Genomic DNA, 21,396 nt, shown 5'->3' with positions numbered 1-21,396 from the left:
TGCCCGCGCCATGTGCTAGATATGGGCCCGGAGCAACTGCGATGGAACTCAATTTCACGAAAATGCACGGGATCGGCAACGACTACGTCTACGTCAACGCCTTCGAGACCCGGCTCGCTGATCCCGCAGCGGTCGCGCGTGCCGTGGCTCCGCGACATACAGGGATTGGCTCGGACGGATTGATTTTGATCGCGCCCTCCGAGACCGCCGATTTACGAATGGAAATGTACAACGCCGACGGCAGCCGCGGCGAGATGTGCGGAAACGGGATCCGCTGCGTCGGCAAGTTCGGCTACGACCACGGCTTGGTGAACAGCCGCCAACTGACGGTCGAGACCGACGCAGGCATCAAAAACCTGACTCTCTCAGGTCCTCGAGCTGACGAAATCGACATGGTCACTGTCGATATGGGCGAGCCTTCGCTTCGCCCGGCAGACCTCCCCATGGACGCCGCCGGCCCGCTTGTCGCAGCTCCGCTCGAGGTCCAGGGTCACGAATACGAGGTCACCTGCGTGTCGATGGGGAATCCCCATTGCATTCTTTTTGTACCCTCAACCGCAAGCGCACCGGTTCACGAACTCGGGCCTGTGCTGGAGTCACATCCGATGTTTCCCAACCGGATCAACGTCGAGTTTGTCGAAGTCGTCGGTGACGAACCGACTGGCAATCTTCGTTTCAGAGTTTGGGAACGAGGCTCGGGTGAAACCCATGCTTGTGGTACCGGCGCTTGCGCCGCTGCCGTCGCAGCCGTGTTGACCGAAAAATCTCGCCGGGAAGTTCGCATCGAACTGCTTGGCGGCTCACTCGACATCCATTGGCGCGCCGAGGACAATCACGTCCTGATGACGGGTGGCGCGACCGAGGTTTACTCCGGAAAGATAATCTTATGAGTCAAACGAAATGTCCATTTACTGGATCCATGGTCGCGGTTGTCACGCCCTTTCGGGACGGCAAAGTCGATTTCACCGCACTGGATGTGCTGGTCGAGCGTCAGATTGTCGCCGGACAGAAGGCTATCGTACCCTGTGGGTCCACGGGGGAGTCCGCCACGCTGACCCATGACGAGCATGCTCAGGTCATCGAGGCCGTCGTCGCCAAGGCCGACGGGCGTGTTTCTGTCATCGCCGGAACCGGCTCCAACGCAACCGCGGAAGCGATCGATTTGACGCGGGCTGCCGAGTCGGCCGGCGCCGACGGTGCCCTGCTCATTTCACCCTATTACAACAAGCCGACGCAGGACGGGATCTACGAGCATTACCGCGCCGTCGCCGAGGCCGTCCAGATTCCTCTGATTACCTATAATATCCCGGGCCGAACCGGGTCCACGATTGAAACCAGCACGCTGCTGCGTTTGTCCGACATCGATAATATCGTAGCGGTCAAGGAAGCTACAGGATCGTTGGACCGGGTCATGGACGTCGTGGCCGCCTGCGGTGACAAACTAGCCGTGCTCTCAGGCGATGATCCGCTGACCTTGCCGATGATTTCTCTGGGCGCTGTCGGCCTGATCTCGACCACGGCAAACGTTGCACCGCGCGAGATCGCAGAACTCACCGAACTCGCCCTTGATGGCCGCACAGCAGAGGCAAGCGCGCTTCATTATCGGCTGCTCCCTCTGATGCGAGCCCTGTTCCTCGAAACCAATCCGATTCCGGTAAAGGCTGCGGTCGCGATGTTGGGGCTATGCGAGGATGAGCTGCGACTGCCGCTGCTGACCATGTCCGCCGAGCCCCGAGCGATCCTGCTATCCGCGATGGAAAGAGCCGGTGTGGCCAGCGCCGGAGCGACACCTTGAGCGCAGCCACGCCGATCGTCGTATCGGGCGCAACCGGGCGCATGGGAAAGACTCTCATAGGCCTCGCCGAGGCAATGCCGGAACTGGTTGTCGCCGGGGCACTGGAAGCCCCTGGCCATGAACAACTCGGCAAGGACTCCGGAACTCTGGCCGGAACAACTGCGAATGGCGTGTGCGTCGAGGCGAATCCGGCATCCACCCTGATTGCTCCTCGAGTGCTCATCGAATTCAGCTGGCCCGAACCTTCACTCGAACATCTGCGAGTTGCCGCGGAAGCCGGGTGCCCGGTAGTCCTGGGCACGACCGGGTTCGATCCCGAACAGCAGGAGGAACTGGATCGTATCGCAGAAAAGATACCCCTCCTGCAGGCAACCAATATGAGCGTTGGCGTCACCCTTCTGACGGAGGTGGTGGAGATGGTTGCGCGCAAACTGGGGCCGTCCTTTGATATGGAAGTGATGGAAACCCATCACCGCCTCAAAAAAGACGCACCTTCCGGAACCGCTCTCACCCTCGCGGAAGCGGCCACCCGGGGACGCGATGCAGACTTGAAAGAATGGGGCGTTTTCGGCCGCCAGGGGATGGTCGGCGAGCGAAAATCTGACGAGATCGGAGTCATGGCGCTCCGCGGGGGTGACGTCGTGGGAGACCATACGGTGTTTTTTTTCGGCACCGGCGAACGCCTGGAGCTGACCCATAAGGCCGGCAGCCGTGATGCCTTTGCCTCGGGGGCGCTCCGCGCGGCCCATTGGCTGGCGGACCAGGCCCCGGGCGCCTACCGAATGCAGGACGTACTCGGACTGCAGCTCTGAGACTCCCGGGTTTGGCTTTGGTCGGCCAGTGCGCTAATTGGCCTTCGGGTCGATTGCTCGATCGCCGGCAAAAGGCCGCTGCGACCGCAGAGCAATCGATGACCAATCGTGGCGTGGACAAGGAACCCGTATGCCTCATCGAGCCCTTATTGGAGTCGGATCCAACCTCGGAGACCGACGAGCAAATATCGCCGAAGGAACTGAAAAGACAGGGGAATTGGAGGGCACACGCCTGATCCGCAACTCCTCTCTCTACGAAAGCGAACCACATGGCGATGCCAAGACCTGGTTCTATAACGCTGCTTTCGAGGTCGATACGGAGCTGAGCCCGCAGGATCTCCTCAAGGAAATGCTGGCCATCGAGACGGCAATGGGCCGCCGACGCGTGAAAGGGAAAAAGTTCGGCTCCCGCATTATCGACCTGGACCTGCTTTTTTATGACAACGTCGTCCTCAATGGACGCAAGCTCAAACTGCCGCACCCGCGTTTGACCCAGCGGAGATTCGTACTCTTGCCGCTGGCCGAGATCGCCCCCCAGCAGAGCCATCCGGAAAGCGGGCAAACCATCTCCCAGCTCCTCGCCTCGAGCCTCGATGACAAGAAAGTGACCCTCCTGCCCCCTCGCTGACAAGGGCTTCGGGGCCGGGATCTAGTTCTCGCGAGCCAGCAATTCCCGATTCACACGAATTGCTTCCAGAAGCGCCACCCGTAAATCAGCGACCTTTTGGGGCGCGTTCGCGCCTCGTAGAATCTCCGGACTCGCGACGAGGAGCTGGTAGAGTTCGAGAGAGCGGGCGAAGGCAGAGAGCGATTCCTGGTCAGCGAAGCTTGGGCTCACGATCCGGACAAACTCTTCCGCTCTTTCGCCCGGGTATTCGAATTCGACCCAATCAGGGCCGGAAACTTCCAAGCCGTTATCCGCCATATATTGCAATTTAGTGCTATATTGCTCCATCAGGGTCAGGTGCGTTTCCATCACGGCCTCATAACGAAACAAGTAACAGCTCGAGGCTAGTAGAAGGGAAAGGACCAAAAGTCCCCGAACGCCAAACGGATTATGCTTCTTGACCATATGCCTTCGAATTCCTAGCATGAGATTTGGCGACAATTGCCATGCCGACACTACCACTGATCTACTTCGAGCGCTTGCTCGAGGATTCCCCCGACATCATTATCGGTGTCGATCGCCGCGGCGAGATCATCTTCTATAATGAAGGTGCGCGAACCTCTCTGGGCTACACCTCCGAGGAGGTCGCAGGTCATTCCGTCAAGTTGATCTACCCATCGATCGACGAAGCACGGCAGCTGATGCAGGCCATGCGCGATCCGGCGACGGACGCTGCCGGGAAGGTCCGCAATTTCCAGACCCGCCTGCGTGCCCGGTCCGGCGAGGAAATCGAGGTCGCTATTTCCGGAACCTTGATCTTCGACTCGGCCGGTCGGGAATTGGGTTCGATCGGCTTCGCCAAAGATCTCCGCGAGATCCACAAGCAGGACCAACTCGATACCCTTCGAGAGATCGCCGTGACGGTCGCGCACGAAATGAACAATCCCCTCGCCGCGATCCTGAACAACCTGGTGATGCTGGAGAAAGATGTGCGCCGCCTCGCCGGTGAAGACGACACCTGTATCGAGCAGGAACGAATCGACTCGATCGAGACGTCGCTGGCGAAGATTCAGAATATCGTGAACCGGCTCTCCGAAATGGCAGGCTCGGACGAATACGGGACCGTGGAATATCTGCACGGTGCCAGGATGACGGACCTCGGACCCGCCGTCACCAAAGACGGGCCTGCTCGTTTACCCCTCGATGCGAAACATTCCGCCACCGAAGGTTCGCTCAGCGGCCTGCGTGTGCTCGTTGCGGACGATGACCTTTCGGTTTGCCAATCCGTTCGCGCCATTCTGCAATTGGAAGGCTGCGACGTTGTTACGGCGGCCGATGGGCTCGAAGCGCGTCAGCACCTTGAGGAGAAGAAGTTCGATTGCGTCCTCAGCGACGTGGTCATGCCCGGCCTCGACGGCTATGAGCTTTTCCTTCACGTCCAGGAAAATCACTCCGAGACCCCTGTCGTGCTGATGACGGCTTTCGTCTATGATCGAGATCACATCATCAAGCGCTCCAAACTCGAAGGTCTCGAGGGCGTCTTGTTCAAGAAACCAGTAGAACCCGCCAAACTGGTAGGCATTGTGAAAGACCAGTGCGGAAGGTCCTGAAAGACCTCGGAAGGTAGAAAATGGCAATTCGGATCAATCGCGTATACACCCGAACCGGCGACGCCGGTGAGACTCGACTGGTCGGGGGCGCCAGCACACACAAGGATTCTCTCCGAGTCGAAGCCTATGGTACGGTCGACGAACTTAATTCCGTCCTCGGTGTCGCCCGCGCCGCCAACGACGAAATCTCGGTCGGGAAAGGCGTCGAAGCGGCTCGCCAGCTCGGAGACATCCTCGAGGGCCTGCAGAACGAACTCTTCGACCTGGGAAGCGAACTCGCCACACCGGCCGGGGAAACGTATCCGGGCATGATCACGATCGGCGAGGCAGAAGTTCTCGCACTCGAACAGACCATCGATCGTTGTCAGGAGGACCTTGAAGATCTGAAATCATTCATTCTGCCCGCTGGTGGACGCGTCGCTGCCAGTCTCCATCTTGCACGAACCGTTTGTCGTCGGGCTGAGCGAGACGTCCTCCGACTGCACCGCGAAGAAACCGCAAGCCCGGAGGTTCTGAAGTATCTGAACCGACTCTCGGACCTCCTCTTCGTTCTGGCGCGGTGGATATCACATCACACCGGGACGCCCGAAATCCTTTGGGAAAAAGGTCTGCGGCTCGGAAAATCGGATAACGGAGAGGGCAATGCCTGAAGATCGCTTGTACCTGAAACAAATTGAAATCGGCCCGATGCAAAACTTTGCTTATCTTGTGGGGGACCGCGAGAAACATGAGTGCGTCGTGATTGATGCCGCGTGGGATATCGACGCCATCTGCAATATTGCCGAGGCCGACGACATGAAAATCACCGCAGGTCTGGTCACCCATTTTCATCCCGATCATATGGGAGGTTCGATGATGGGGATGGAAATCGACGGTGCCGCCGAGCTGATCGCCAAAAAGTCGGTCAAGATCCACCTGCACAAGAGCGAGGTCCCGTATGCCCACAAGGTAGCCGAACTCTCGGACTCCGATATGGTCGCCACCGAAGGCGGCGACACCTGCATGGCCGGCGATATCGAAATCAAGTTCCTGCATACGCCGGGCCATACCCCGGGATCCCAGTGCTTTCTGGTCGACGGCCATTTAGTCTCCGGAGACACCCTGTTCATTGGCGCCTGCGGACGGGTCGATCTCCCCGGCAGCAACCCGGAGGATCTATACCGCTCGCTCCAGGACACACTCAAGAAGCTTCCGGAGCCTACCGTGCTCTTTCCGGGCCACAACTATTCTCCCCAGACGACGTCGACCATTGGACAGGAAGTCCGCACAAATCCCTATATGCGCTTTGGTAAACTGCAGGACTTTCTCTCGGCCATGGGATATTGAGCCCTGAAGCCCGCCTCGCTTCGTCGCGATGATGGGCGAAGGTCAGGAGCTCTCGGTGATGGACTGCCGCACTTCAACATCAGCGATATCAGGGATCGCCTCGACCAGAAAAAGTCGGAGACGCTTTCGAATCCGATCTTCAAGCTGCCGGACTCGCTCACGGCTGATCTCGTAACGTTCGCCCAACTCACGAAGGGTCATCGGATCCTCGGCGATCATGCGTTCGTGAAAAATTTCGTGGTCCTTGCCGGTCAGCTCATCGCCAAACTCGCGGATCTTCGTGGCAATGAGATGGCGGGCTTGCGCGTCAGCATAACTGGATTCGGCGTCCTCGGAGCCAGTGCCGAGGAAGTCCAGCATCGTGGACTCGCCGCCCTCGCCCACCGGCGTATCGACGGACAGATCGCGGCCCGATAGACGCTGGTCCATCTCGATGACTTCCGATGGCTTGACCGCAAGACGGTCAGCAATCAGCTTCGGGTCAGGAGAGAAACCTTCCCGCTCCAGGCGGTCTTTCTCCTTCTGCAGGTTAAAAAACAGCTTTCGCTGAGCCTGCGTAGTCCCAAGTTTCACTTGGCGCCAATTATTCATCACGTAGCGAATCACGTACGCGCGAATCCACCAGACGGCATACGACGGAAAACGAACGCCACGGTGCGGGTCAAAATTCTTCAGGGCCTCCATCAGACCGATATTCCCTTCCTGCACCAGATCGAGAAGGTTTCTGAAGGCTCGCTCATAGCGACGCGCGATGGAGACGACCAGCCGCAAATTGGCAGTCACCAATTGTCGGGCCGCTTCTCGATCGCCGTCCTCCTGCCAGAGAACCGCCAGGGCATGTTCCTCGTCCGCATCCAGAAGCGGATGGCGCCGCACTTCGGCGAGATATTGCTGGAGGGGATCGGCGGGTACCAACCCTTCCGACCCGCCCCCTCCACCCGTGGAGGGCTCGGGAGTCACGACCTCGACGAGATCATCTGTCGGATTCGGAAAGCCTGCTTCCTCCTCCGAGACAAGGATCGCTTCCTCGACATCATCCGTCGAGAGCGGTACCTCCTTGCTCTCCCCCGGTTCGGGAGAAAGAATCTCGGCTTCCAGGACCGGGGTCTTCTCCGGTGTGGATTGCTTGTTGCGAGGTTTCAGAAACGAGACCCTGATCAGTCCTCGTCGGATCGCACCGCGGTTACCTTACCCGCGGCGATCTCACGAAGTGCGCTGACGACTTCCTTGTTCGAAGAATCGATCAGCGGACGCGAACCCTTGAGCAACTGCTTTGCCCTTCGGGCCGCCAGAGTGACCAACTCAAAACGACTAGGGACCTTTTCAAGACAATCTTCAACGGTAACTCGTGCCATATTGGAGACCTTAACGAACCGCGAGTGCCCCGGCAAAGAGAAAAAGCCCCCTGAAATCAATCAATTCAAGGCATGCGGATCGGCGCGGGAGATCATATCGGATATTTCCATCCGACCGAACTGCGCTCTCTCTCGCAGGTCTCGAACCAGCAGGGCGTCCTCCGGGCTCTCATCATCCCAGCGGACAAAGAGTTGCCCCAGAGTGCGAATCAAGGCCCGATAATCGTCCAGATTCCCGATCAGGCGCTCCCATGAGTTGCTACCGTCACGAAGACGAGCGGTGCCATCCGACTCGGCGTAGCGCCCCAGCACGGCCAAACGAGCCGACACGCTGGCTGCATTCTCGCCCTCGTTCACCAAAAGCGCCTTGAGTCGGGTGGCGACCTGCGGATACGGCGCTTTTTCGGCATGCTCGTCGAGTTGTCGCTCGAGTCGACGGTACTCGCTGTAGAGAGCCTCCAGTTCATCGGCGACCGCGCTTTTCTCTGTCGTAAACCATCCCACGGTGTCCCTAGTTACCCGGGGGGCGCTTTTCTTTCAACTGGCAGAGGCCTGCAGGTACAGGAAGATCTCGACGTTGCCTTTTTTTGCACCCGGGAGCGTCGAATCGCTGATACCCGCCACCCGCAAACCCAATTGCCCGGCGGCCTCGGACACCGTTTCCACCGCCTCGCGTCGAACTTCGGGATCGCTGACCAGCCCGCCCTTGCCGACCTTCTCGCGACCGACCTCGAATTGAGGCTTCACCAGCGCAATAATCTCTCGCGATCCGCCGAGTTGAGCGAGAGTCGGTGCGAGCAGCAATCGCAGGGAAATAAAGGATGCATCGATGACCGCAAGGCTGGGAACCGGGTCGAGAGAGGACGCTGGGAGCGTTCGCACATTGGTACGCTCACGCACGAGGACTCGAGAGTCCTCCCGAAGCTTCCATGCCAGCTGACCGTAGCCCACATCTACCGCATGGACGATGGAGGCGCCCCGCTGCAAAAGGCAGTCCGTAAAGCCGCCCGTTGAGGCTCCCACATCGAAACAGACCCGTTCACGCACGGAGAAATCAAATGCCCGAAGCGCGCCATCCAATTTCACACCCCCGCGAGACACAAAGGGATGCTCCGGACCCGCAACGACGATCGACTGTTCCTCGCGCACGCGAAACCCGGCTTGCGTAATTCGTTCGCCGTCAACGCTGACCAGACCAGCGAGAATCACTCCCTTGGCGCGCTCCCGGCTCTCTGCGAGGCCGAGCGCAACGATCCGCGTATCAAGACGCTCGCGCAAAGACGCGGTCAAGGATCGCTCCTAGTGGCTCACTACGATGCCCGAAACGTGCAAGCGCGCGCAGCGCTGTCTTGCGCTCCTTTTCGGCGGCGGCACGGGCGCCCTCAAGACCGAGGATCGCCGGATACGTGGCCTTGCCTCTTGCACGATCCCCCCCGGCGGCCTTCCCGAGTATGGCGACATCGGCCGTCTCGTCCAGGAGATCATCCACAATTTGAAAGGCCAACCCGAAACTCTCCGCAAAGCGCGTCAAAGCACGCAGCTCCCCGGAATCTGCTCCGCCAACGATGGCTCCCGCGCGGACGGAAGCTCGAATCAATGCGCCTGTCTTGCGTGCATGAATCGCATCCACAGTGCGCCGCGTCGGTCGCTTCATCCCCTCTGAGGCCATGTCAGCGACCTGCCCTGCCACCATCCCGGTACTCCCGGCGCCTTGAGCGATTTCCGTCACGACACGCAAGCTGCGAGCCGTATCTTCGGGGCCCTGCGAACCCCGAGGCACCAGGACCTCGAACGCATCCGTGAGCAAGGCGTCGCCAGCCAGAATGGCTGTCGCCTCGTCGAATTTCTTGTGCAAGGAGGGCTTGCCCCGACGAAGGTCGTCGTCATCCATGGCAGGTAAATCATCGTGTGCCAGCGAGTACGCATGGATCATTTCCACAGCACAGCCCGGGCGCAACGCACGGCGCCGCAAACGTCCGCCACCGACGGCTTCAGCCGCCGCCATGGCCAGAATCGGACGAATTCTCTTGCCGGCACCCAGCACTGCATACTGCATTGCCCGAGTCAGCGCCGTCGGACGCCCTTCACGGGCGATGAGGATCCTCCTTAGTTCCCGATCCACCTCCGAGCGCCGTTGCGCGAGATAAGCATCCAGATCAACGGGCTTCACTCGTCCCCTCCCATATCTTCCTGACGCAAGACTCCAGCCGCATCCCGCACCAATACCTCGACGCGCTTTTCGACGTCCCCGAGTCGATTGTGGAGGGCACGCAACAGACCAACACCATCCTCAAAGGACGCCAGCGATTGCTCCAGCGGAACATTCCCTTGCTCCAGGCGGGAGACGATCGTCTCGAGTTGGGCCATAGCTTCCTCAAAGGTAAGGTCGCTGCCCGGCTTCTCAGATTTCTTTGCCGTCATCGTTCTCCTCATCCACATCAAGTGTGTCAAAAATCTTCTCCACACGAGCAGAAACGGCCCCCTGAGCCAATCGCAAGTGGAGACTTTCCGAAGGCTTCAAGCTCGCTGCCTCGCGCACGATCGAACCATCGGAGCGTCGGGCAAGAGCGAACCCTCGATCGAGCACGGCCAGCGGCGACAGTGCATCCAGCTGCGCTCCGAGCGAAGCGAGCCGGGTACCTTCCCGGTCGGTCTGCTTCGAGATGCTCTGGAGCATTCGCCGGCTCAGGTCATCGAGTCGGTGGCCGTGCACTTCGGGCCGGGGAAGTCGCTCACGCAACATCCGCCCGAAGAGCTCCAGGTCACGTCGCCGTACCGGAGTCAGGGCCAAAAGTGCACCCCGCAAGCGGCCGGCAACTCCTCCCAACTGAGACCGGCGCTCTACCACCAGACGTTCCGGATCCCGCAGGACCACAGCCGCGCGTTCGAGAAAGCTGCGTCGTTTCTCCAACCCGGCCGCGACGGCTGTGTCCAACCGACGAGCGAGCTGCGCAACTTCATTTTCCAACTCCACCCTGATGGGCACCGCCATCTGCGCCGCTGCTGTCGGCGTCGCGGCGCGCACATCGGCGACGGCGTCGGCCAGGGACCAATCGGATTCATGGCCCACCGCCGAAATTACCGGAATCTCGGACCGCGCGATCGCGCGAACCACCGCCTCTTCATTAAACGCCCAAAGATCCTCCACCGAACCACCCCCACGGCCGATGATCAGCACGTCAACCTCTGGCTGTTGATTCAGGTCATCGATTGCCTCGGCAATATCCCGCGCCGCCCCTGGTCCCTGCACGCGTGCGGGCCGCAGAAGAATTCGCCGTTCAGGAAAGCGAAGTTCGATCGTCCGCCGGATATCGTGGATCACGGCACCCTGCCGAGCCGTCACGACACCAATCGTTCTCGGCAGAAATGGCAGGGCACGCTTGCGAGCTTCCGCGAAAAGACCCTCTGCCTGAAACTTCTTTCGATTCGCCTCCAATTGCCGGGCAATCTGCCCCTCGCCGCACGCCTCGAGACCATCCAGATGGAGCGACAGACGCCCGCTCGGTCCGTAAAAATCGACCTTTGCGACACGGGCCACAACGGCCATTCCATCCGCCGGCTTGACGGCGAGTCCGCTCACCCGACTCGCCCAGACAACAACCGACACCTGAGCCTTTTCCTCCTTGAGAGAAAAGTACAAATGGCCCTGCGGAGAGGTGCTCAAGCCCGATACTTCGCCCTCAATCCAGAACTTCCCCGGGAAGGATTCCTCAAGCCCGACCTGAATCCGGGTCACGAACCGGCGGATCGAGACCGCACGTCGGCGATCACGCGTTGACGGATCGGTCCCCATGCAACCTCAGCCGCGCTGCGCGTCGATGGTGCTGAAGACTTGCCAGCTCTTGAGCAGATCCAGAGCTCTATCCAATTGGGGATCACGTCCGGGCTCGCCCAGCTTCGGCAGGGAGAGATCTTCGCCCTCCTCGGCGGCCACAGGCTCGGCGTCCTCGACCGGCTCGACTGCTTCGCCATCCTTGCCCTCCGGGCCCGGTTCACCGCTCTCGAGGTGCTTTGGCAAATTGGACTCGCGAAGCACCAGCGGCTTGCCCGCCGGCTTGAGGCCCCGCTGGATTGAAACTTCGTTTTCGAAGTAGATATCGGGGACTACCCCCGTCGCCTGAATCGACCGACCGCTCGGCGTGTAGTAACGAGCCGTCGTCAATCGTAGTGCCGATGATTCATCAAGTGGCAAAATGGTTTGGACCGATCCCTTGCCAAAGGTCTCCGTTCCGAGAACCAGAGCACGATGATGGTCCTGAAGGGCGCCCGCAACGATTTCCGCGGCACTTGCCGTACCGCCATTGACGAGGACGATCATCGGAAAGTCCATATGACTGCCCGCCTTGCGGGCAAAGAACTTCTGCTTCTGATTCTCGAGCCGGCCATCGGTATAGACGATCATTCCCGAATCGAGGAACGCATCCGAGACTTGAACCGCCTGCGAGAGAAGCCCTCCGGGATCATTCCGTAAATCCAGAATCAAACCCTCCATCTGACCGTTCGCGCCATCGCCCAATTCGGCCAGAGCCTCGAGGACGGCCGGTCCGGTTCGCTCCTGAAACTGGGTGATCCGGATATATCCATACCCGCCATCGAGGGTCTTGAACTTGACGCTCTCGATCTGAATATTTTCGCGGGTCAGAGTCACTTCCAGAAATTCGGCTACGCCCTCGCGACGAATCGAGATGGTGATGTCGGTTCCCCTCGGACCGCGCATCAGCTTCACCGCATCCATCAGCGACATATCCTTGGTCAGTTCTTCCTCAATCTTGATAATCTGATCGCCCGGCTGGATACCGGCACGAAAAGCGGGGGTGTCTTCAATCGGCGAGACCACTGTCAAAACACCGCTCCGATTGGTGATCTCGATCCCCAGTCCCCCGAAACTGCCCTTGGTGTCGACTTGCAATTCCTTGTAGAGTTCAGGCGTGAGATACGCACTATGGGGGTCCAACGAGGCGAGCATCCCGTTGACAGCGCCCTCCATCAACTCCTGCGTACCGACTTCTTCGACATAGTTTTTCTGGACGATCGTCAGAATATTGGTGAAGGTCTCAAGCTCGTCGTAGGAGTCCTGATCGACCGCAGATACCCGCTGGGCTCCGCCTCCGCCGAGCAGTAGAGCACCGATCACAATGCCCGCGCAGAGTCCCAGCAAAATCGGATTGATTCGAGGTGCACGACGCCGCATCATACACGCGTTCCCCGAGAAGCAGTTCCACAAAACAAAAGCATCATTGGATCTTAGCCGATAATTGAGGCTTGCGCCTACTCCTGCGAAGATTCGAGAGATTTTCCTGATTCCAGCTCCCGATGCCAACTCTGCGGGTCGAGGGCCTCCCGGCCTCGTCGAACCGAAAAGTACACCAGGCCGCCGCCCTCCAGGTCCGCCTGGCCGAGGCGAGCACCGACCGAAACCGGAGCGTCCAGCGCCACCTCAGCGCCTCCCAGACCGCCATAGACTGTGAAGACCCGCAATCCATGATCGAGAACCACGACGCCCCCATAGGCCGGTAAAGTTCCGGCAAAGACGACGGTTCCCGGAGCCGCAGCCCGCACCCAATCGCCCGCCTCCACCCGGATTCCGATCCCCCCGTCCCAGCCCGAGCGACTTCGATCCGAACGGAAGGGGACCTCAACTGCCCCCGCGGCGGGCATTTGCCTCGGTGCGATCGCGCCATCCGAGCGACGCCACGCACGACGTCTTTCTCGCAGGTCGCCGCGGCGTTGCTCAAGGGAGACGCAACGCGATTGCCAGAAATAGAAGACCTCTCGGGCACGCTCGGCACGTCGACGAAGGTCGGGGAGGTCGCGCCCGCCTTCATCGGTCGTGGCTGCCAGAACCGCCTCTTGTGCCGCTACAGCATTTCGATTCGCGAGGAGTTGAGCTCGTCGACTGACCGCCAGTTCGCGAGCGACGACCCGAAGCTCGACCTGTACCGCGCGTGGCAGTCCTACCTTGCCGATAGCCGGCGTGATCACCAGTAGTAGGAGAAGCCCCGGAAGGATAATTTGCTTAGGGCCGACCATCCGGGCCGCGACGCCATTCTCCAGTTCGAATCAAATGCTTCAGGTCGGCGACGAGCGCTGGACGGTCCCAATCCAGTGGGCCGATAATCCGCGCCAATTGCCGACCGTTCCGGTCGATCACGAAGGTCTCGGGATACCCGGAGATCTTGTAACTCTGACCGACAGCACCCGACGATTCCGTGAGCAGGGGAAAGCGGATTTCCAGTTCCTCTCCGAACTCCTTGACGACGGGTGCTCCGGCATCGTCCTCGGCCACCGCAACGATCATGAAGTCCTCATCGGCCAGCTGATCCGCCAGTCGCTGCATGGAAGGCATTTCCTCCCGGCACGGCGGACACCAAGTCGTGAAAATATTCAAAAGCACGACCTTCCCGCGTTGCGCCGAGAGCCGAAACGACTTGCCCTCGAGCGTCTGAGCGCGGAAATCCGGTGCCGTCGGCGGTCCCGAGGTACACGCTCCCGCCAGAACGAGCAGAAGGATCCCGCCAATCCCGGCAAGGCCCCGCGAAGATTTCTGAACGAGATACACACCGACGGCACCCACCACCACCATCAGCAGACCGATCCACTGTGCTTCCGTCAAATCCATAAAGATCCTTGGTTCGATACGAACGTCCTCCACGACAAACCTCGCCAGACCCGACAGGGCCAGAAAGGTGAACATCACCGACCCGTCACGCCAGCGCTCGGGTGCGCGCAACATACGAATCAGGACTACAAAAATCAGCGAGTAGATCAGACTCTCGTAAACGGGAGCCGGATGCACCAGGACACCCGAGGCGTGCGTCCAGCCGAAGATCGCGTCCGGGTAAGCCATGCCCCAGGGCAGCGTTGTGACCGTGCCCCAATCGCCGTCCCCTGCGAGCTGGCAGCCAATTCGGCCCACCGCCTGCCCGAGCACCACAGACGGGGCGATCGTGTCGGCCATCATCATCCACGACAGCCCCTGCCGATAGATCCATACCGACACAGCGATGAGACCACCGGCCAGTCCTCCGAAAAAAACGAAGCCGGCGCCCGTAAACAGCTGACCAACCGGATCTGCGAGGAAAAGGTCCCAGTTGTTCACGACCGAGAGTAGCCGTGCTCCGACCACGCCGCCGAGTACTGCGCGCCAGGTGATGGGTCCGGCCCATTCGCCATCGAGTCCTCGGGCCTCCAGATTCCGGACGAGCACTGCAGACGCCCCGAGAAAAGCCAGCGCCAGCATCAAACCGAAACTGTAGACCGAGACCGGACCAATCGAAAATAGAACAGGAACCATGCAGACTCTTCCTTATACACTCCTCGCCCAACCCGAAAGGTCTGGGGAGCTTGCCCGACCCACAATCCGGTGGAATGCTGAGATTCTATGGGAATGGCAGGATTTTGGGCAATTGAGAGCGGCGAGATTCGCTTCGGCAAGGATGGCCGGTGGTATTCCGACAGCGAACCAATCGAGAACCCCCGAATAGCGGATCTTTTTTCACGCCATCTGGTGCAACTTGAGGACGGCCAATGGTGGATCCTGATGGGAGACGAACGCGCTCAGGTCGTCATCGAGGACACGCCCTGGGTTGTGGCTCGCGTGGACGGGAACGGCCCGCATGGGTTCACCATCGGTCTGAACGACGGTACCGCGGAGGCGCTCGACCCCGAGACCCTCACCCTCTCGGCAGAGCATGTTCTCTCGGGCCGGGCGAAGCAGGGCCAGCATCGAGTACGTTTCCTTCGCGCCCCGCAAATTGAACTGCTATCGCATGCCATCGAAGAAAACGGTCAGTTCTTCCTCCCCGGCCCGGATCAACGACGATGGATCCTTCCGGATGCGGGCGCAAGCTGATGCATATCGTCCTGGTCGAGCCCGAGATTCCCCAGAATACCGGATCCATCGCTCGCCTGGCTGCCGCGACCGGAAGCCCCCTGCATCTCGTCGGTGAACTGGGCTTCTCCCTTGAGGACCGCTATTTGAAAAGAGCTGGCCTCGACTACTGGCCGTTTGTGGACCTCTATACGCACGACGACTTCGCTGACTTCGTCGCGGAGGTTGAGCCTTCCGCCCTGTTTGGATTCAGTACCCACGCGCAACGGAGCTATACCGAAGCGAGGTACAACGAGGGCGACGCCCTCATCTTCGGGTCGGAATCGCGCGGCCTACCAGCCGAGCTCAAACAATCGCTCGACCCGCTGTGGCATATCCCGATGCCGGGGACCGGCGTCCGAAGCCTGAACCTCGCCAACGCCGTCTCGATCGTTCTTTACGAAGGACTACGTCAGCTAGCGGTCGTCTGAAGACGTCCGGGGCCGCATCCCCCCGCGCCGCACCCGGTCCCGCAACCGGCGGCGGGTTCTTCAACCACCGAATAGCCCAACTCGCCGATTTCTTCTTCGGCCACCAATTCCGCCGAGGCCACGGCTGCCTCGCAGTGAACACAAGCCCAGAGGTCGCCCTCCTCCTGACTGAGCAGCACCTGGCGATCGCAGATCGCACAAAAGCCCGAAGGGAGACCCGCGGAAGACGATAACCAATCGGATTCGCTCAGCACGAAACCCGAGCCCCGGGATTCCGTGGCGAGGTTGCAGCTGCGAGCCTTTCCGTGGATTCTAAGATCATGAGCCTCTTCATTCGCGTATCCCTGCTGTTTTCTCTCATAGTTCCCGTCCCGAGGGAAGCCGATGCGGCCGAGGCGATCGGGTCGGAACCGAAAGCCAAGGAGGCCGCTGCCGCGCCGGGATGCGATAGTCTCGCCCTCGTTCAGGCAAGATTCCTCCTCGATGAGGCCGATCGGCAGCCTCAGCTCAGCGTCGCGCAGCTGGAATTATTGGGCGAGTGCAAAGTTTCCATGCTCGGGATCGAGCTTGAAGGTCGAAACCTCGGGGGCATTGCTCTTCCGGGCGCAGATCTCACCAATGCCGAGCTCGCTCGCTCCGATTTCAGCGACGAGCAAAAACGAGCCAACCTCCGTGGAACAAAGCTCAACGGGGCCAACCTCGAGGAGGCCAACCTTCAGGGCGCTGATCTGCGCGAGGCCGACCTGCGACACACCTTTCTGCGCGCCACCGACCTGACCGGTGCCAATCTGAGTGGAGCACGCATGGGATGGCCCCATGCGATCGGCCAGGCTCATGAGCAACGCCTCACTGCAGCACAACTCACCAGCGCTTGCTGGTCCGGCGAAAACCCACCCGAATTTCCGGCCTCCCTGAGCGACTACGAGCGACCCGAGGGGTCGCCCTCGGCCTGCCCCGACACACCCTGACAACCGATCGCCGCAAAAGGGTCCTTGGAGCTCAGGCTACGCTCCCAGGTTTGCGCAATCGCTACAGCCAGTTCCTGCCCCGAATGCTCCCGCGCGCAGCGGAAATCGCCAAGGTCCTTGCGATAGGCCCAACGGGCAAGAATCACTGCGTTATTCACTCGCTGCGGATCGCCAAAGGCTCGGAAGAATTCCTGCCGATCCACCAGAATTCTCTCGAGTGGCCATTTCCCCATTGCCGCTCGCCGGTAGAAATCTCGCAAGGCATCGATGCGCTTCCCCCATTGTACAGAGCCGGTAAAGGAGGCCTCCAAACGTTCCCGAGCCAGTTTCGTATTGGCTGCCTCCAATCCCTCCCGCTCGAGGAAAAATTCGTAGGCCGCCGCGCGCCCCGCCCAGGACGCAAAGGATTCGTTGAAATCGGTATACCCCGCCCTGTAAAAACTTCGATGGATCAGCTCGTGAAAAAGCAGGTCGACCAAGGCCACGTCGTCGCGACGGAGCCAGTTCGACAAGACCGGATCATCAAACCAACCAAGAGTAGAAAATGCGCCCGATGGCCGTACATAGGTATCCCAGCCATCAGCTTGCAACGAGGCCGCAAGCTCGTCCGCATCACCTCGGTCGAAGAAGCCCTTGTAGGTGACCGTGCCGACGATCGGAAACCACCACGAATAACTCTCCAGTCGAGTTTGCCGCGCCGCGGACACCACCCAGACCAGAGCGCCGTCGGGAACCTCGGCATAACTGCCGTAGGCATCGCCGACATCGAGATCGAGCGCCTCGGCCGCAAAGGTCCGCGCCTCCATCAGGAGTTCGAGCTTGAGACGCGCGGTCGGCTTGAGAGTCGGGTCGTTCAGCACACGAACCAACGGCTCACGACTCAGCAAGATTCGCCCCTGAACCACCGCTCCCTCCAGAATATAGAGGGGCGAACAACCCCCGCATCCAACAAGAGTCACGGTCAGCAGACAACCGATCATAAACCGGCGCCAGATCATGCCGCCGAACCGCCCCGGTTTTGCCTCCGAACGTACTGCAGAGCGTGCAGGCGAGCGTAAAGATCGTCGGCTTCCAGTAATTCACGGTGGGTGCCAATCTCGTGGATCCGGCCGTGATGCATCACGACGATTCGATCGGCTTTTTCGATTGTCGAAAGTCGGTGCGCAATCACAATTGCGGTGCGGTCCGCCAACAATCGATCCAGAGCGTGCTGCACCCGGCTCTCCGTCTCGGTATCCACGCTCGACGTGGCCTCATCCAGAATCAGGATCCGGGGGTCGTAGGCAAGCGCTCGTGCGAATGCCAGAAGCTGCCGTTGTCCCACGGAGACATTATTTCCGCGCTCGCGGATCTCCTCGGAAAGCCCTCCCGAGAGGCCTGCGACAAACTCGGTGAGGCTGGCTGCCTCAATTGCTTCGCGGACCAAGGCCTCGGAGGTATCCGCCCGTCCAAGCGAAACATTTTCCCCAACCGTACCCCGAAAAAGAAAGGCATCCTGAAGGACGATTCCCACCTCGCGACGCAGAGCATGAAGATCCCAATCCGCAACATCGATGCCGGATACGCAAACCGATCCTTCGCTCACATCGAAACTCCGACCAATCAATTTGGTCAACGTGGTCTTGCCCGAACCACTGGCCCCGACGACCGCAAGCGTCTCGCCCGGCCGAATCTCGAGCGAGATATCATGGAGTACGTTTTCCCGGCCTCGATAGGCGAAAGACACATTCTTGAAGGAGACCGATCCGCGGGCCACAGCGTCGGGTGCGGGGGTCCTGGAGTCTTGCCCGCCTGCAATCGAGACCTCCTCGTCCAATAATTGAAAGACCCTTTCAGCCGCAGACATCGCCGATTGCAGGACTGCGTATTTTGCCGAAAAATCTCGAATAGGGACAAAAAACTTCTGCAGATACTCGATAAACGCCACCAATGTACCGAAGGCGACAACTCCCGCCAGAATCTGCCCGGACCCGTACCAAATCACCAGCCCAGCCGAGATGGAACTCACCGCCTCGACCACCGAAAAGAGAGACGCCTCATAGAGGTTGGCGCGATGGTAGGCGTCTCGATGCAATTTATTCTGTCGCTCGAAAGTGACAAAGCTCGCAGCTTCATGAGCGAAAAGTTGGATCACGGTCATCCCCGAGATCGACTCCTGCAAGACGCTATTGATCCCGGCCACTCGCTCGCGAATCAGTCGGTAGGTAACGCGGGCCTTGCGCCGAAAAAAATCAATCGAAAAAAGCAGGATGGGAACGGCCGAAAAGGTGACCAACGCGAGACGCCAGTCAATCCAGAGCATCACGCCCACGATTCCGCCCAAGGTCAGCAGGTCCATGAAGATGGTCATACCGCCGGACGAAAATGCTTCGTTCAGCACATCCACATCCGTCGTCAATCGCGTGACGATCCGGCCCACTGGATTCCGATCGAAATAACGTTGCGGGAGCCGGCCCAGATGAGCAAACAGGGTCGCACGCAAATCGGCCAATGCATGCTGCGCCAGCCACATCGTCAGGTAGTACTGGATATAAAGAAGACAGAACTCGGCGAGCAGCGCCGCGAGGAAATAACCGCCAATACGGCCAAGTCCGTCCGGATCTCCCTTGGATACGTATTCATCGATCGCAACCTTGATCAAATACGGCTGGAGGAGCATCAATGCCGAGATCATCGGCAACAAGATCAAGGATAATGCGAACACCCCACGATAGGGACGCAAAAACGGCCACAGCCGGGCGAGAAGCTGCCGGTCGTAGGCCTTTTGGACCTTCGCTTCTTCGTGAATTCCCTGATCAGCGAGCGAAGTATTGGCGGCCTTGCTCACAGCGCCTCCAATCGTTCTTCCACGATCTGCCGTCGAAACAAATCGCTGTAGAGGCGGGAATCACGAAGCAATTCCTCGTGCTTGCCCTGCGCGACCACCCGCCCCTCGTCAAGAACGACGATCAGATCCGCGTCCTGCACCGTCGAAAGGCGATGGGCGACAATCAGGCACGTCCGTCCTTGCCGGCGGTCGCCGAGCGAATGCAGAATATCTTCCTCGGTCTGCGTATCCACGCTCGAAAGGGCATCGTCAAGAATCAGGATCGGCGCGTCGTGAAGCAGCGCCCGCGCCAGGGTCACGCGCTGCTTCTGGCCACCGGAGAGGGTAATCCCACGTTCACCAACCATCGTGCTGTAGCCGTGGGCAAAGGAATCCACATCACCGTCAACGGCCGCCCAGGCGGCGGCCTCCTCGACCCTTTCCGATTGGGAAGAGGAATCGTGTTCCCCTTCGCCAGGAATCGAGAAACCGATATTATCGGCGATCGAGGTCGAGAAAAGGAATGGATCCTGCGGCACGAATGCTATCGATTGTCGCAGCCGCACCAAATCAAACTCACGAAGGTTCCGTCCATCCACACGAACCTCGCCTGCGGTGGCATCGAAAAGCCTTGGGATCAGCTGAATCAAACTACTTTTGCCGGCACCCGCCCGGCCCACGACTGCGACGGTGGCGCCTGCTTCGACTTGCAGCGAGATATCCTCGAGAACCAAATTCTCTGGATCATCCGGGTAGGCAAAGCTCACATTCCGAAAATCGATCGCGCCCCGACGAACGGTCGGCGTGACACGCTCGGCGACAGGCCTCTCCACCCTGAGGGAGGACTCAACGAGGAAGATCTCCTCAAGTCGCTCCATCGCTACGCGACCACGCTGGACAATGGAGATCATCCAACCCAATGCCATTGTCGGCCAGGCCAAAAGGTGCAGGTAGCCCATAAACGCCACGAGGTCGCCCAACTGCAGAGTTCCCCGGGCAACCTTGGCGCCACCAAACCAGAGGACGATCAGAATGCCACAAGCACTGACCAGACGAGTCACCGGAGCGATCATCCCACGCAGCTTGGCAAGGTCCACGCTCGCTTCGCGGAAGGACTCGTTTTCCCCCGCGAAGCGCTCCTGCTCGCGCTCCTCCATCGTATAGGCCTTGACCACATGAATACCGCTCACGTGTTCCTGAATTGAATTGGTGAGACTTGCGATGCCCTCCTGCACCCGCAGCTGCCCCTCCATCAATTGACGCGTCGTGCTTTTGATGAACAAAAGGGCCAACGGATAGGGCGCCAATGCCGCAAGCGTGAGCGCGGGATCAATCGAAAACATGATCGTCAACGCGTAAATATAGTAGATGGGGGTATTGATCAGGTTCAGAATGCCCGGCCCGAGCATCAGGCGGACTGCCGAAATATCATTCACCAATCGCGACATCAGGTCGCCGGTCGGATGCCCCTTGTAGAACTCCGGAGAGAGCGATTCCAAATGTCGGAACAAGTCGTTTCGGAGATCATATTCTACATCGCGGCCCGTATTGAAGATCAGGAAACGCGAGATCGTGCGGGTCACGCCTTGCACGACCGCGATTGCGAGGATCCAGCCCACAAAAAATCCAACGCCACGGCCGGACGGCGCTGGCGTACTCCCTGCGATTTGATCGACCGCTTCCCGCAGCAGGAGCGGGATGACCATCGCCAGCGATGCCGTCACCAGCAGCATCACGCAGCCTGCGATCCAGCGGGCGCGATATTGCAGTACAGTTTGCCACAGGCGCTTCATGCCCTGACAAGCCTAACCTCCCG

Annotated in this window: 25 protein-coding genes; 10 read left to right on the top strand and 15 right to left on the bottom strand. The window is 59.8% G+C overall.

The window, feature by feature from the left end:
- The first annotated feature begins 41 nt into the window (after positions 1 to 41).
- The 4 genes from dapF (at position 42) to folK (ending at position 3,235) form a co-directional block, all read left to right on the top strand.
- Positions 42 to 890, top strand: a complete 849-nt coding sequence (gene dapF, locus P8K07_08780; protein ID MDG1958618.1) for a diaminopimelate epimerase — start codon at positions 42 to 44, stop codon at positions 888 to 890.
- Positions 887 to 1,795 (top strand): 4-hydroxy-tetrahydrodipicolinate synthase, encoded by a 909-nt coding sequence (gene dapA / locus P8K07_08775; protein ID MDG1958617.1) that lies wholly within the window; start codon positions 887 to 889, stop codon positions 1,793 to 1,795. Before dapF ends, dapA begins: the two co-directional genes overlap by 4 nt.
- Positions 1,792 to 2,607 carry a 4-hydroxy-tetrahydrodipicolinate reductase gene (gene dapB, locus P8K07_08770; GenBank protein ID MDG1958616.1) on the top strand — a complete coding sequence of 272 codons (816 nt, stop codon included), beginning with the start codon at positions 1,792 to 1,794 and terminating at the stop codon, positions 2,605 to 2,607. The genes dapA and dapB overlap by 4 nt, the downstream gene beginning before the upstream one ends.
- 130 nt (positions 2,608 to 2,737) lie before the next feature.
- A complete protein-coding gene (folK, locus tag P8K07_08765; protein MDG1958615.1) occupies positions 2,738 to 3,235 on the top strand; it encodes a 2-amino-4-hydroxy-6-hydroxymethyldihydropteridine diphosphokinase in 498 nt (165 codons plus the stop codon).
- A gap of 21 nt (positions 3,236 to 3,256) precedes the next feature.
- Here the strand turns inward: folK and P8K07_08760 are convergent, their stop codons facing one another.
- On the bottom strand, positions 3,257 to 3,679 hold the full coding sequence (locus P8K07_08760) for a hypothetical protein (protein ID MDG1958614.1): 423 nt from the start codon (positions 3,677 to 3,679) through the stop codon (positions 3,257 to 3,259).
- A 41-nt stretch (positions 3,680 to 3,720) separates the two neighbouring features.
- Here P8K07_08760 and P8K07_08755 point away from each other — a divergent pair, with 41 nt between their 5' ends.
- Genes P8K07_08755 through P8K07_08745 form a run of 3 tightly spaced genes read left to right on the top strand, consistent with a single transcriptional unit; the run spans position 3,721 to position 6,150 of the window.
- Entirely contained in the window at positions 3,721 to 4,824 is a 1,104-nt protein-coding gene (locus P8K07_08755) for a response regulator (protein MDG1958613.1), read from the top strand.
- Between the two features lie 20 nt (positions 4,825 to 4,844).
- Complete coding sequence (locus P8K07_08750) at positions 4,845 to 5,474, top strand: cob(I)yrinic acid a,c-diamide adenosyltransferase (GenBank protein ID MDG1958612.1); 630 nt, start codon at positions 4,845 to 4,847, stop codon at positions 5,472 to 5,474.
- Positions 5,467 to 6,150: an MBL fold metallo-hydrolase gene (locus tag P8K07_08745; protein MDG1958611.1), complete on the top strand. Its 684-nt coding sequence runs from the start codon at positions 5,467 to 5,469 to the stop codon at positions 6,148 to 6,150. Before P8K07_08750 ends, P8K07_08745 begins: the two co-directional genes overlap by 8 nt.
- 42 nt (positions 6,151 to 6,192) lie before the next feature.
- Here P8K07_08745 and P8K07_08740 read toward each other — a convergent pair whose 3' ends face one another.
- The 10 genes from P8K07_08740 to P8K07_08695 all read right to left on the bottom strand — a co-directional run bounded on the left by P8K07_08740 (position 6,193) and on the right by P8K07_08695 (position 14,799).
- Positions 6,193 to 7,110, bottom strand: coding sequence for an RNA polymerase factor sigma-32 (locus P8K07_08740; GenBank protein MDG1958610.1), 918 nt, complete (start codon positions 7,108 to 7,110; stop codon positions 6,193 to 6,195).
- 197 nt (positions 7,111 to 7,307) lie between these two features.
- A complete protein-coding gene (rpoZ, locus tag P8K07_08735) occupies positions 7,308 to 7,505 on the bottom strand; it encodes a DNA-directed RNA polymerase subunit omega (protein MDG1958609.1) in 198 nt (65 codons plus the stop codon).
- 60 nt (positions 7,506 to 7,565) lie between these two features.
- Positions 7,566 to 8,009 carry a hypothetical protein gene (locus P8K07_08730; protein ID MDG1958608.1) on the bottom strand — a complete coding sequence of 148 codons (444 nt, stop codon included), beginning with the start codon at positions 8,007 to 8,009 and terminating at the stop codon, positions 7,566 to 7,568.
- A gap of 33 nt (positions 8,010 to 8,042) precedes the next feature.
- Entirely contained in the window at positions 8,043 to 8,795 is a 753-nt protein-coding gene (locus P8K07_08725; protein MDG1958607.1) for a TlyA family RNA methyltransferase, read from the bottom strand.
- Positions 8,767 to 9,675 carry a polyprenyl synthetase family protein gene (locus tag P8K07_08720; protein MDG1958606.1) on the bottom strand — a complete coding sequence of 303 codons (909 nt, stop codon included), beginning with the start codon at positions 9,673 to 9,675 and terminating at the stop codon, positions 8,767 to 8,769. Before P8K07_08720 ends, P8K07_08725 begins: the two co-directional genes overlap by 29 nt.
- Positions 9,672 to 9,926, bottom strand: a complete 255-nt coding sequence (gene xseB / locus P8K07_08715; GenBank protein MDG1958605.1) for an exodeoxyribonuclease VII small subunit — start codon at positions 9,924 to 9,926, stop codon at positions 9,672 to 9,674. The genes P8K07_08720 and xseB overlap by 4 nt, the downstream gene beginning before the upstream one ends.
- Positions 9,907 to 11,298 carry an exodeoxyribonuclease VII large subunit gene (xseA, locus tag P8K07_08710; GenBank protein MDG1958604.1) on the bottom strand — a complete coding sequence of 464 codons (1,392 nt, stop codon included), beginning with the start codon at positions 11,296 to 11,298 and terminating at the stop codon, positions 9,907 to 9,909. Before xseA ends, xseB begins: the two co-directional genes overlap by 20 nt.
- 6 nt (positions 11,299 to 11,304) lie before the next feature.
- Positions 11,305 to 12,699: a S41 family peptidase gene (locus P8K07_08705; protein ID MDG1958603.1), complete on the bottom strand. Its 1,395-nt coding sequence runs from the start codon at positions 12,697 to 12,699 to the stop codon at positions 11,305 to 11,307.
- A 74-nt stretch (positions 12,700 to 12,773) separates the two neighbouring features.
- Entirely contained in the window at positions 12,774 to 13,535 is a 762-nt protein-coding gene (locus tag P8K07_08700; GenBank protein ID MDG1958602.1) for a M23 family metallopeptidase, read from the bottom strand.
- A complete protein-coding gene (locus tag P8K07_08695) occupies positions 13,522 to 14,799 on the bottom strand; it encodes a prolipoprotein diacylglyceryl transferase (GenBank protein MDG1958601.1) in 1,278 nt (425 codons plus the stop codon). Before P8K07_08695 ends, P8K07_08700 begins: the two co-directional genes overlap by 14 nt.
- A 93-nt stretch (positions 14,800 to 14,892) precedes the next feature.
- Here P8K07_08695 and P8K07_08690 point away from each other — a divergent pair, with 93 nt between their 5' ends.
- On the top strand, positions 14,893 to 15,357 hold the full coding sequence (locus P8K07_08690) for a DUF1285 domain-containing protein (protein MDG1958600.1): 465 nt from the start codon (positions 14,893 to 14,895) through the stop codon (positions 15,355 to 15,357).
- On the top strand, positions 15,327 to 15,806 hold the full coding sequence (locus tag P8K07_08685) for a tRNA (cytidine(34)-2'-O)-methyltransferase (protein ID MDG1958599.1): 480 nt from the start codon (positions 15,327 to 15,329) through the stop codon (positions 15,804 to 15,806). Before P8K07_08690 ends, P8K07_08685 begins: the two co-directional genes overlap by 31 nt.
- Here P8K07_08685 and P8K07_08680 read toward each other — a convergent pair.
- Positions 15,788 to 15,985, bottom strand: a complete 198-nt coding sequence (locus P8K07_08680) for a hypothetical protein (GenBank protein ID MDG1958598.1) — start codon at positions 15,983 to 15,985, stop codon at positions 15,788 to 15,790. The two genes, P8K07_08685 and P8K07_08680, sit on opposite strands and share 19 nt — an antisense overlap.
- A 141-nt stretch (positions 15,986 to 16,126) precedes the next feature.
- On the opposite strand from P8K07_08680, the gene P8K07_08675 reads away from it, so the two are divergent.
- Entirely contained in the window at positions 16,127 to 16,774 is a 648-nt protein-coding gene (locus tag P8K07_08675) for a pentapeptide repeat-containing protein (protein MDG1958597.1), read from the top strand.
- On the opposite strand, the gene P8K07_08670 is transcribed toward P8K07_08675, so the two are convergent.
- From P8K07_08670 to P8K07_08660, 3 genes are read right to left on the bottom strand one after another with little or no spacing between them, the layout of a single operon-like run.
- Entirely contained in the window at positions 16,726 to 17,772 is a 1,047-nt protein-coding gene (locus P8K07_08670; GenBank protein MDG1958596.1) for an aminopeptidase, read from the bottom strand. The two genes, P8K07_08675 and P8K07_08670, sit on opposite strands and share 49 nt — an antisense overlap.
- Complete coding sequence (locus tag P8K07_08665) at positions 17,769 to 19,601, bottom strand: ABC transporter ATP-binding protein (GenBank protein MDG1958595.1); 1,833 nt, start codon at positions 19,599 to 19,601, stop codon at positions 17,769 to 17,771. Before P8K07_08665 ends, P8K07_08670 begins: the two co-directional genes overlap by 4 nt.
- Positions 19,598 to 21,373, bottom strand: a complete 1,776-nt coding sequence (locus P8K07_08660; GenBank protein MDG1958594.1) for an ABC transporter ATP-binding protein — start codon at positions 21,371 to 21,373, stop codon at positions 19,598 to 19,600. The genes P8K07_08665 and P8K07_08660 overlap by 4 nt, the downstream gene beginning before the upstream one ends.
- Positions 21,374 to 21,396 lie beyond the last annotated feature (23 nt).

The sequence above is a fragment of the Candidatus Binatia bacterium genome (assembly GCA_029248525.1).
In the GTDB taxonomy this organism is placed as follows: Bacteria; Desulfobacterota; Binatia; order UBA12015; family UBA12015; genus UBA12015.
Note: the sequence above shows the minus strand (reverse complement) of the source record. Positions and strands in the feature narration are given on the sequence as shown.

Coding starts and splice junctions, on each gene's coding strand:
- dapF (MDG1958618.1), top strand. CDS start 42: ATGGAACTCAATTTCACGAAAATGCACGGGATCGGCAACGACTACGTC.
- dapA (MDG1958617.1), top strand. CDS start 887: ATGAGTCAAACGAAATGTCCATTTACTGGATCCATGGTCGCGGTTGTC.
- folK (MDG1958615.1), top strand. CDS start 2,738: ATGCCTCATCGAGCCCTTATTGGAGTCGGATCCAACCTCGGAGACCGA.
- P8K07_08760 (MDG1958614.1), bottom strand. CDS start 3,679: ATGGTCAAGAAGCATAATCCGTTTGGCGTTCGGGGACTTTTGGTCCTT.
- P8K07_08755 (MDG1958613.1), top strand. CDS start 3,721: ATGCCGACACTACCACTGATCTACTTCGAGCGCTTGCTCGAGGATTCC.
- P8K07_08750 (MDG1958612.1), top strand. CDS start 4,845: ATGGCAATTCGGATCAATCGCGTATACACCCGAACCGGCGACGCCGGT.
- P8K07_08745 (MDG1958611.1), top strand. CDS start 5,467: ATGCCTGAAGATCGCTTGTACCTGAAACAAATTGAAATCGGCCCGATG.
- rpoZ (MDG1958609.1), bottom strand. CDS start 7,505: ATGGCACGAGTTACCGTTGAAGATTGTCTTGAAAAGGTCCCTAGTCGT.
- xseB (MDG1958605.1), bottom strand. CDS start 9,926: ATGACGGCAAAGAAATCTGAGAAGCCGGGCAGCGACCTTACCTTTGAG.
- xseA (MDG1958604.1), bottom strand. CDS start 11,298: ATGGGGACCGATCCGTCAACGCGTGATCGCCGACGTGCGGTCTCGATC.
- P8K07_08705 (MDG1958603.1), bottom strand. CDS start 12,699: ATGATGCGGCGTCGTGCACCTCGAATCAATCCGATTTTGCTGGGACTC.
- P8K07_08700 (MDG1958602.1), bottom strand. CDS start 13,535: ATGGTCGGCCCTAAGCAAATTATCCTTCCGGGGCTTCTCCTACTACTG.
- P8K07_08695 (MDG1958601.1), bottom strand. CDS start 14,799: ATGGTTCCTGTTCTATTTTCGATTGGTCCGGTCTCGGTCTACAGTTTC.
- P8K07_08690 (MDG1958600.1), top strand. CDS start 14,893: ATGGCAGGATTTTGGGCAATTGAGAGCGGCGAGATTCGCTTCGGCAAG.
- P8K07_08685 (MDG1958599.1), top strand. CDS start 15,327: ATGGATCCTTCCGGATGCGGGCGCAAGCTGATGCATATCGTCCTGGTC.
- P8K07_08675 (MDG1958597.1), top strand. CDS start 16,127: ATGAGCCTCTTCATTCGCGTATCCCTGCTGTTTTCTCTCATAGTTCCC.
- P8K07_08670 (MDG1958596.1), bottom strand. CDS start 17,772: ATGATCTGGCGCCGGTTTATGATCGGTTGTCTGCTGACCGTGACTCTT.
- P8K07_08660 (MDG1958594.1), bottom strand. CDS start 21,373: ATGAAGCGCCTGTGGCAAACTGTACTGCAATATCGCGCCCGCTGGATC.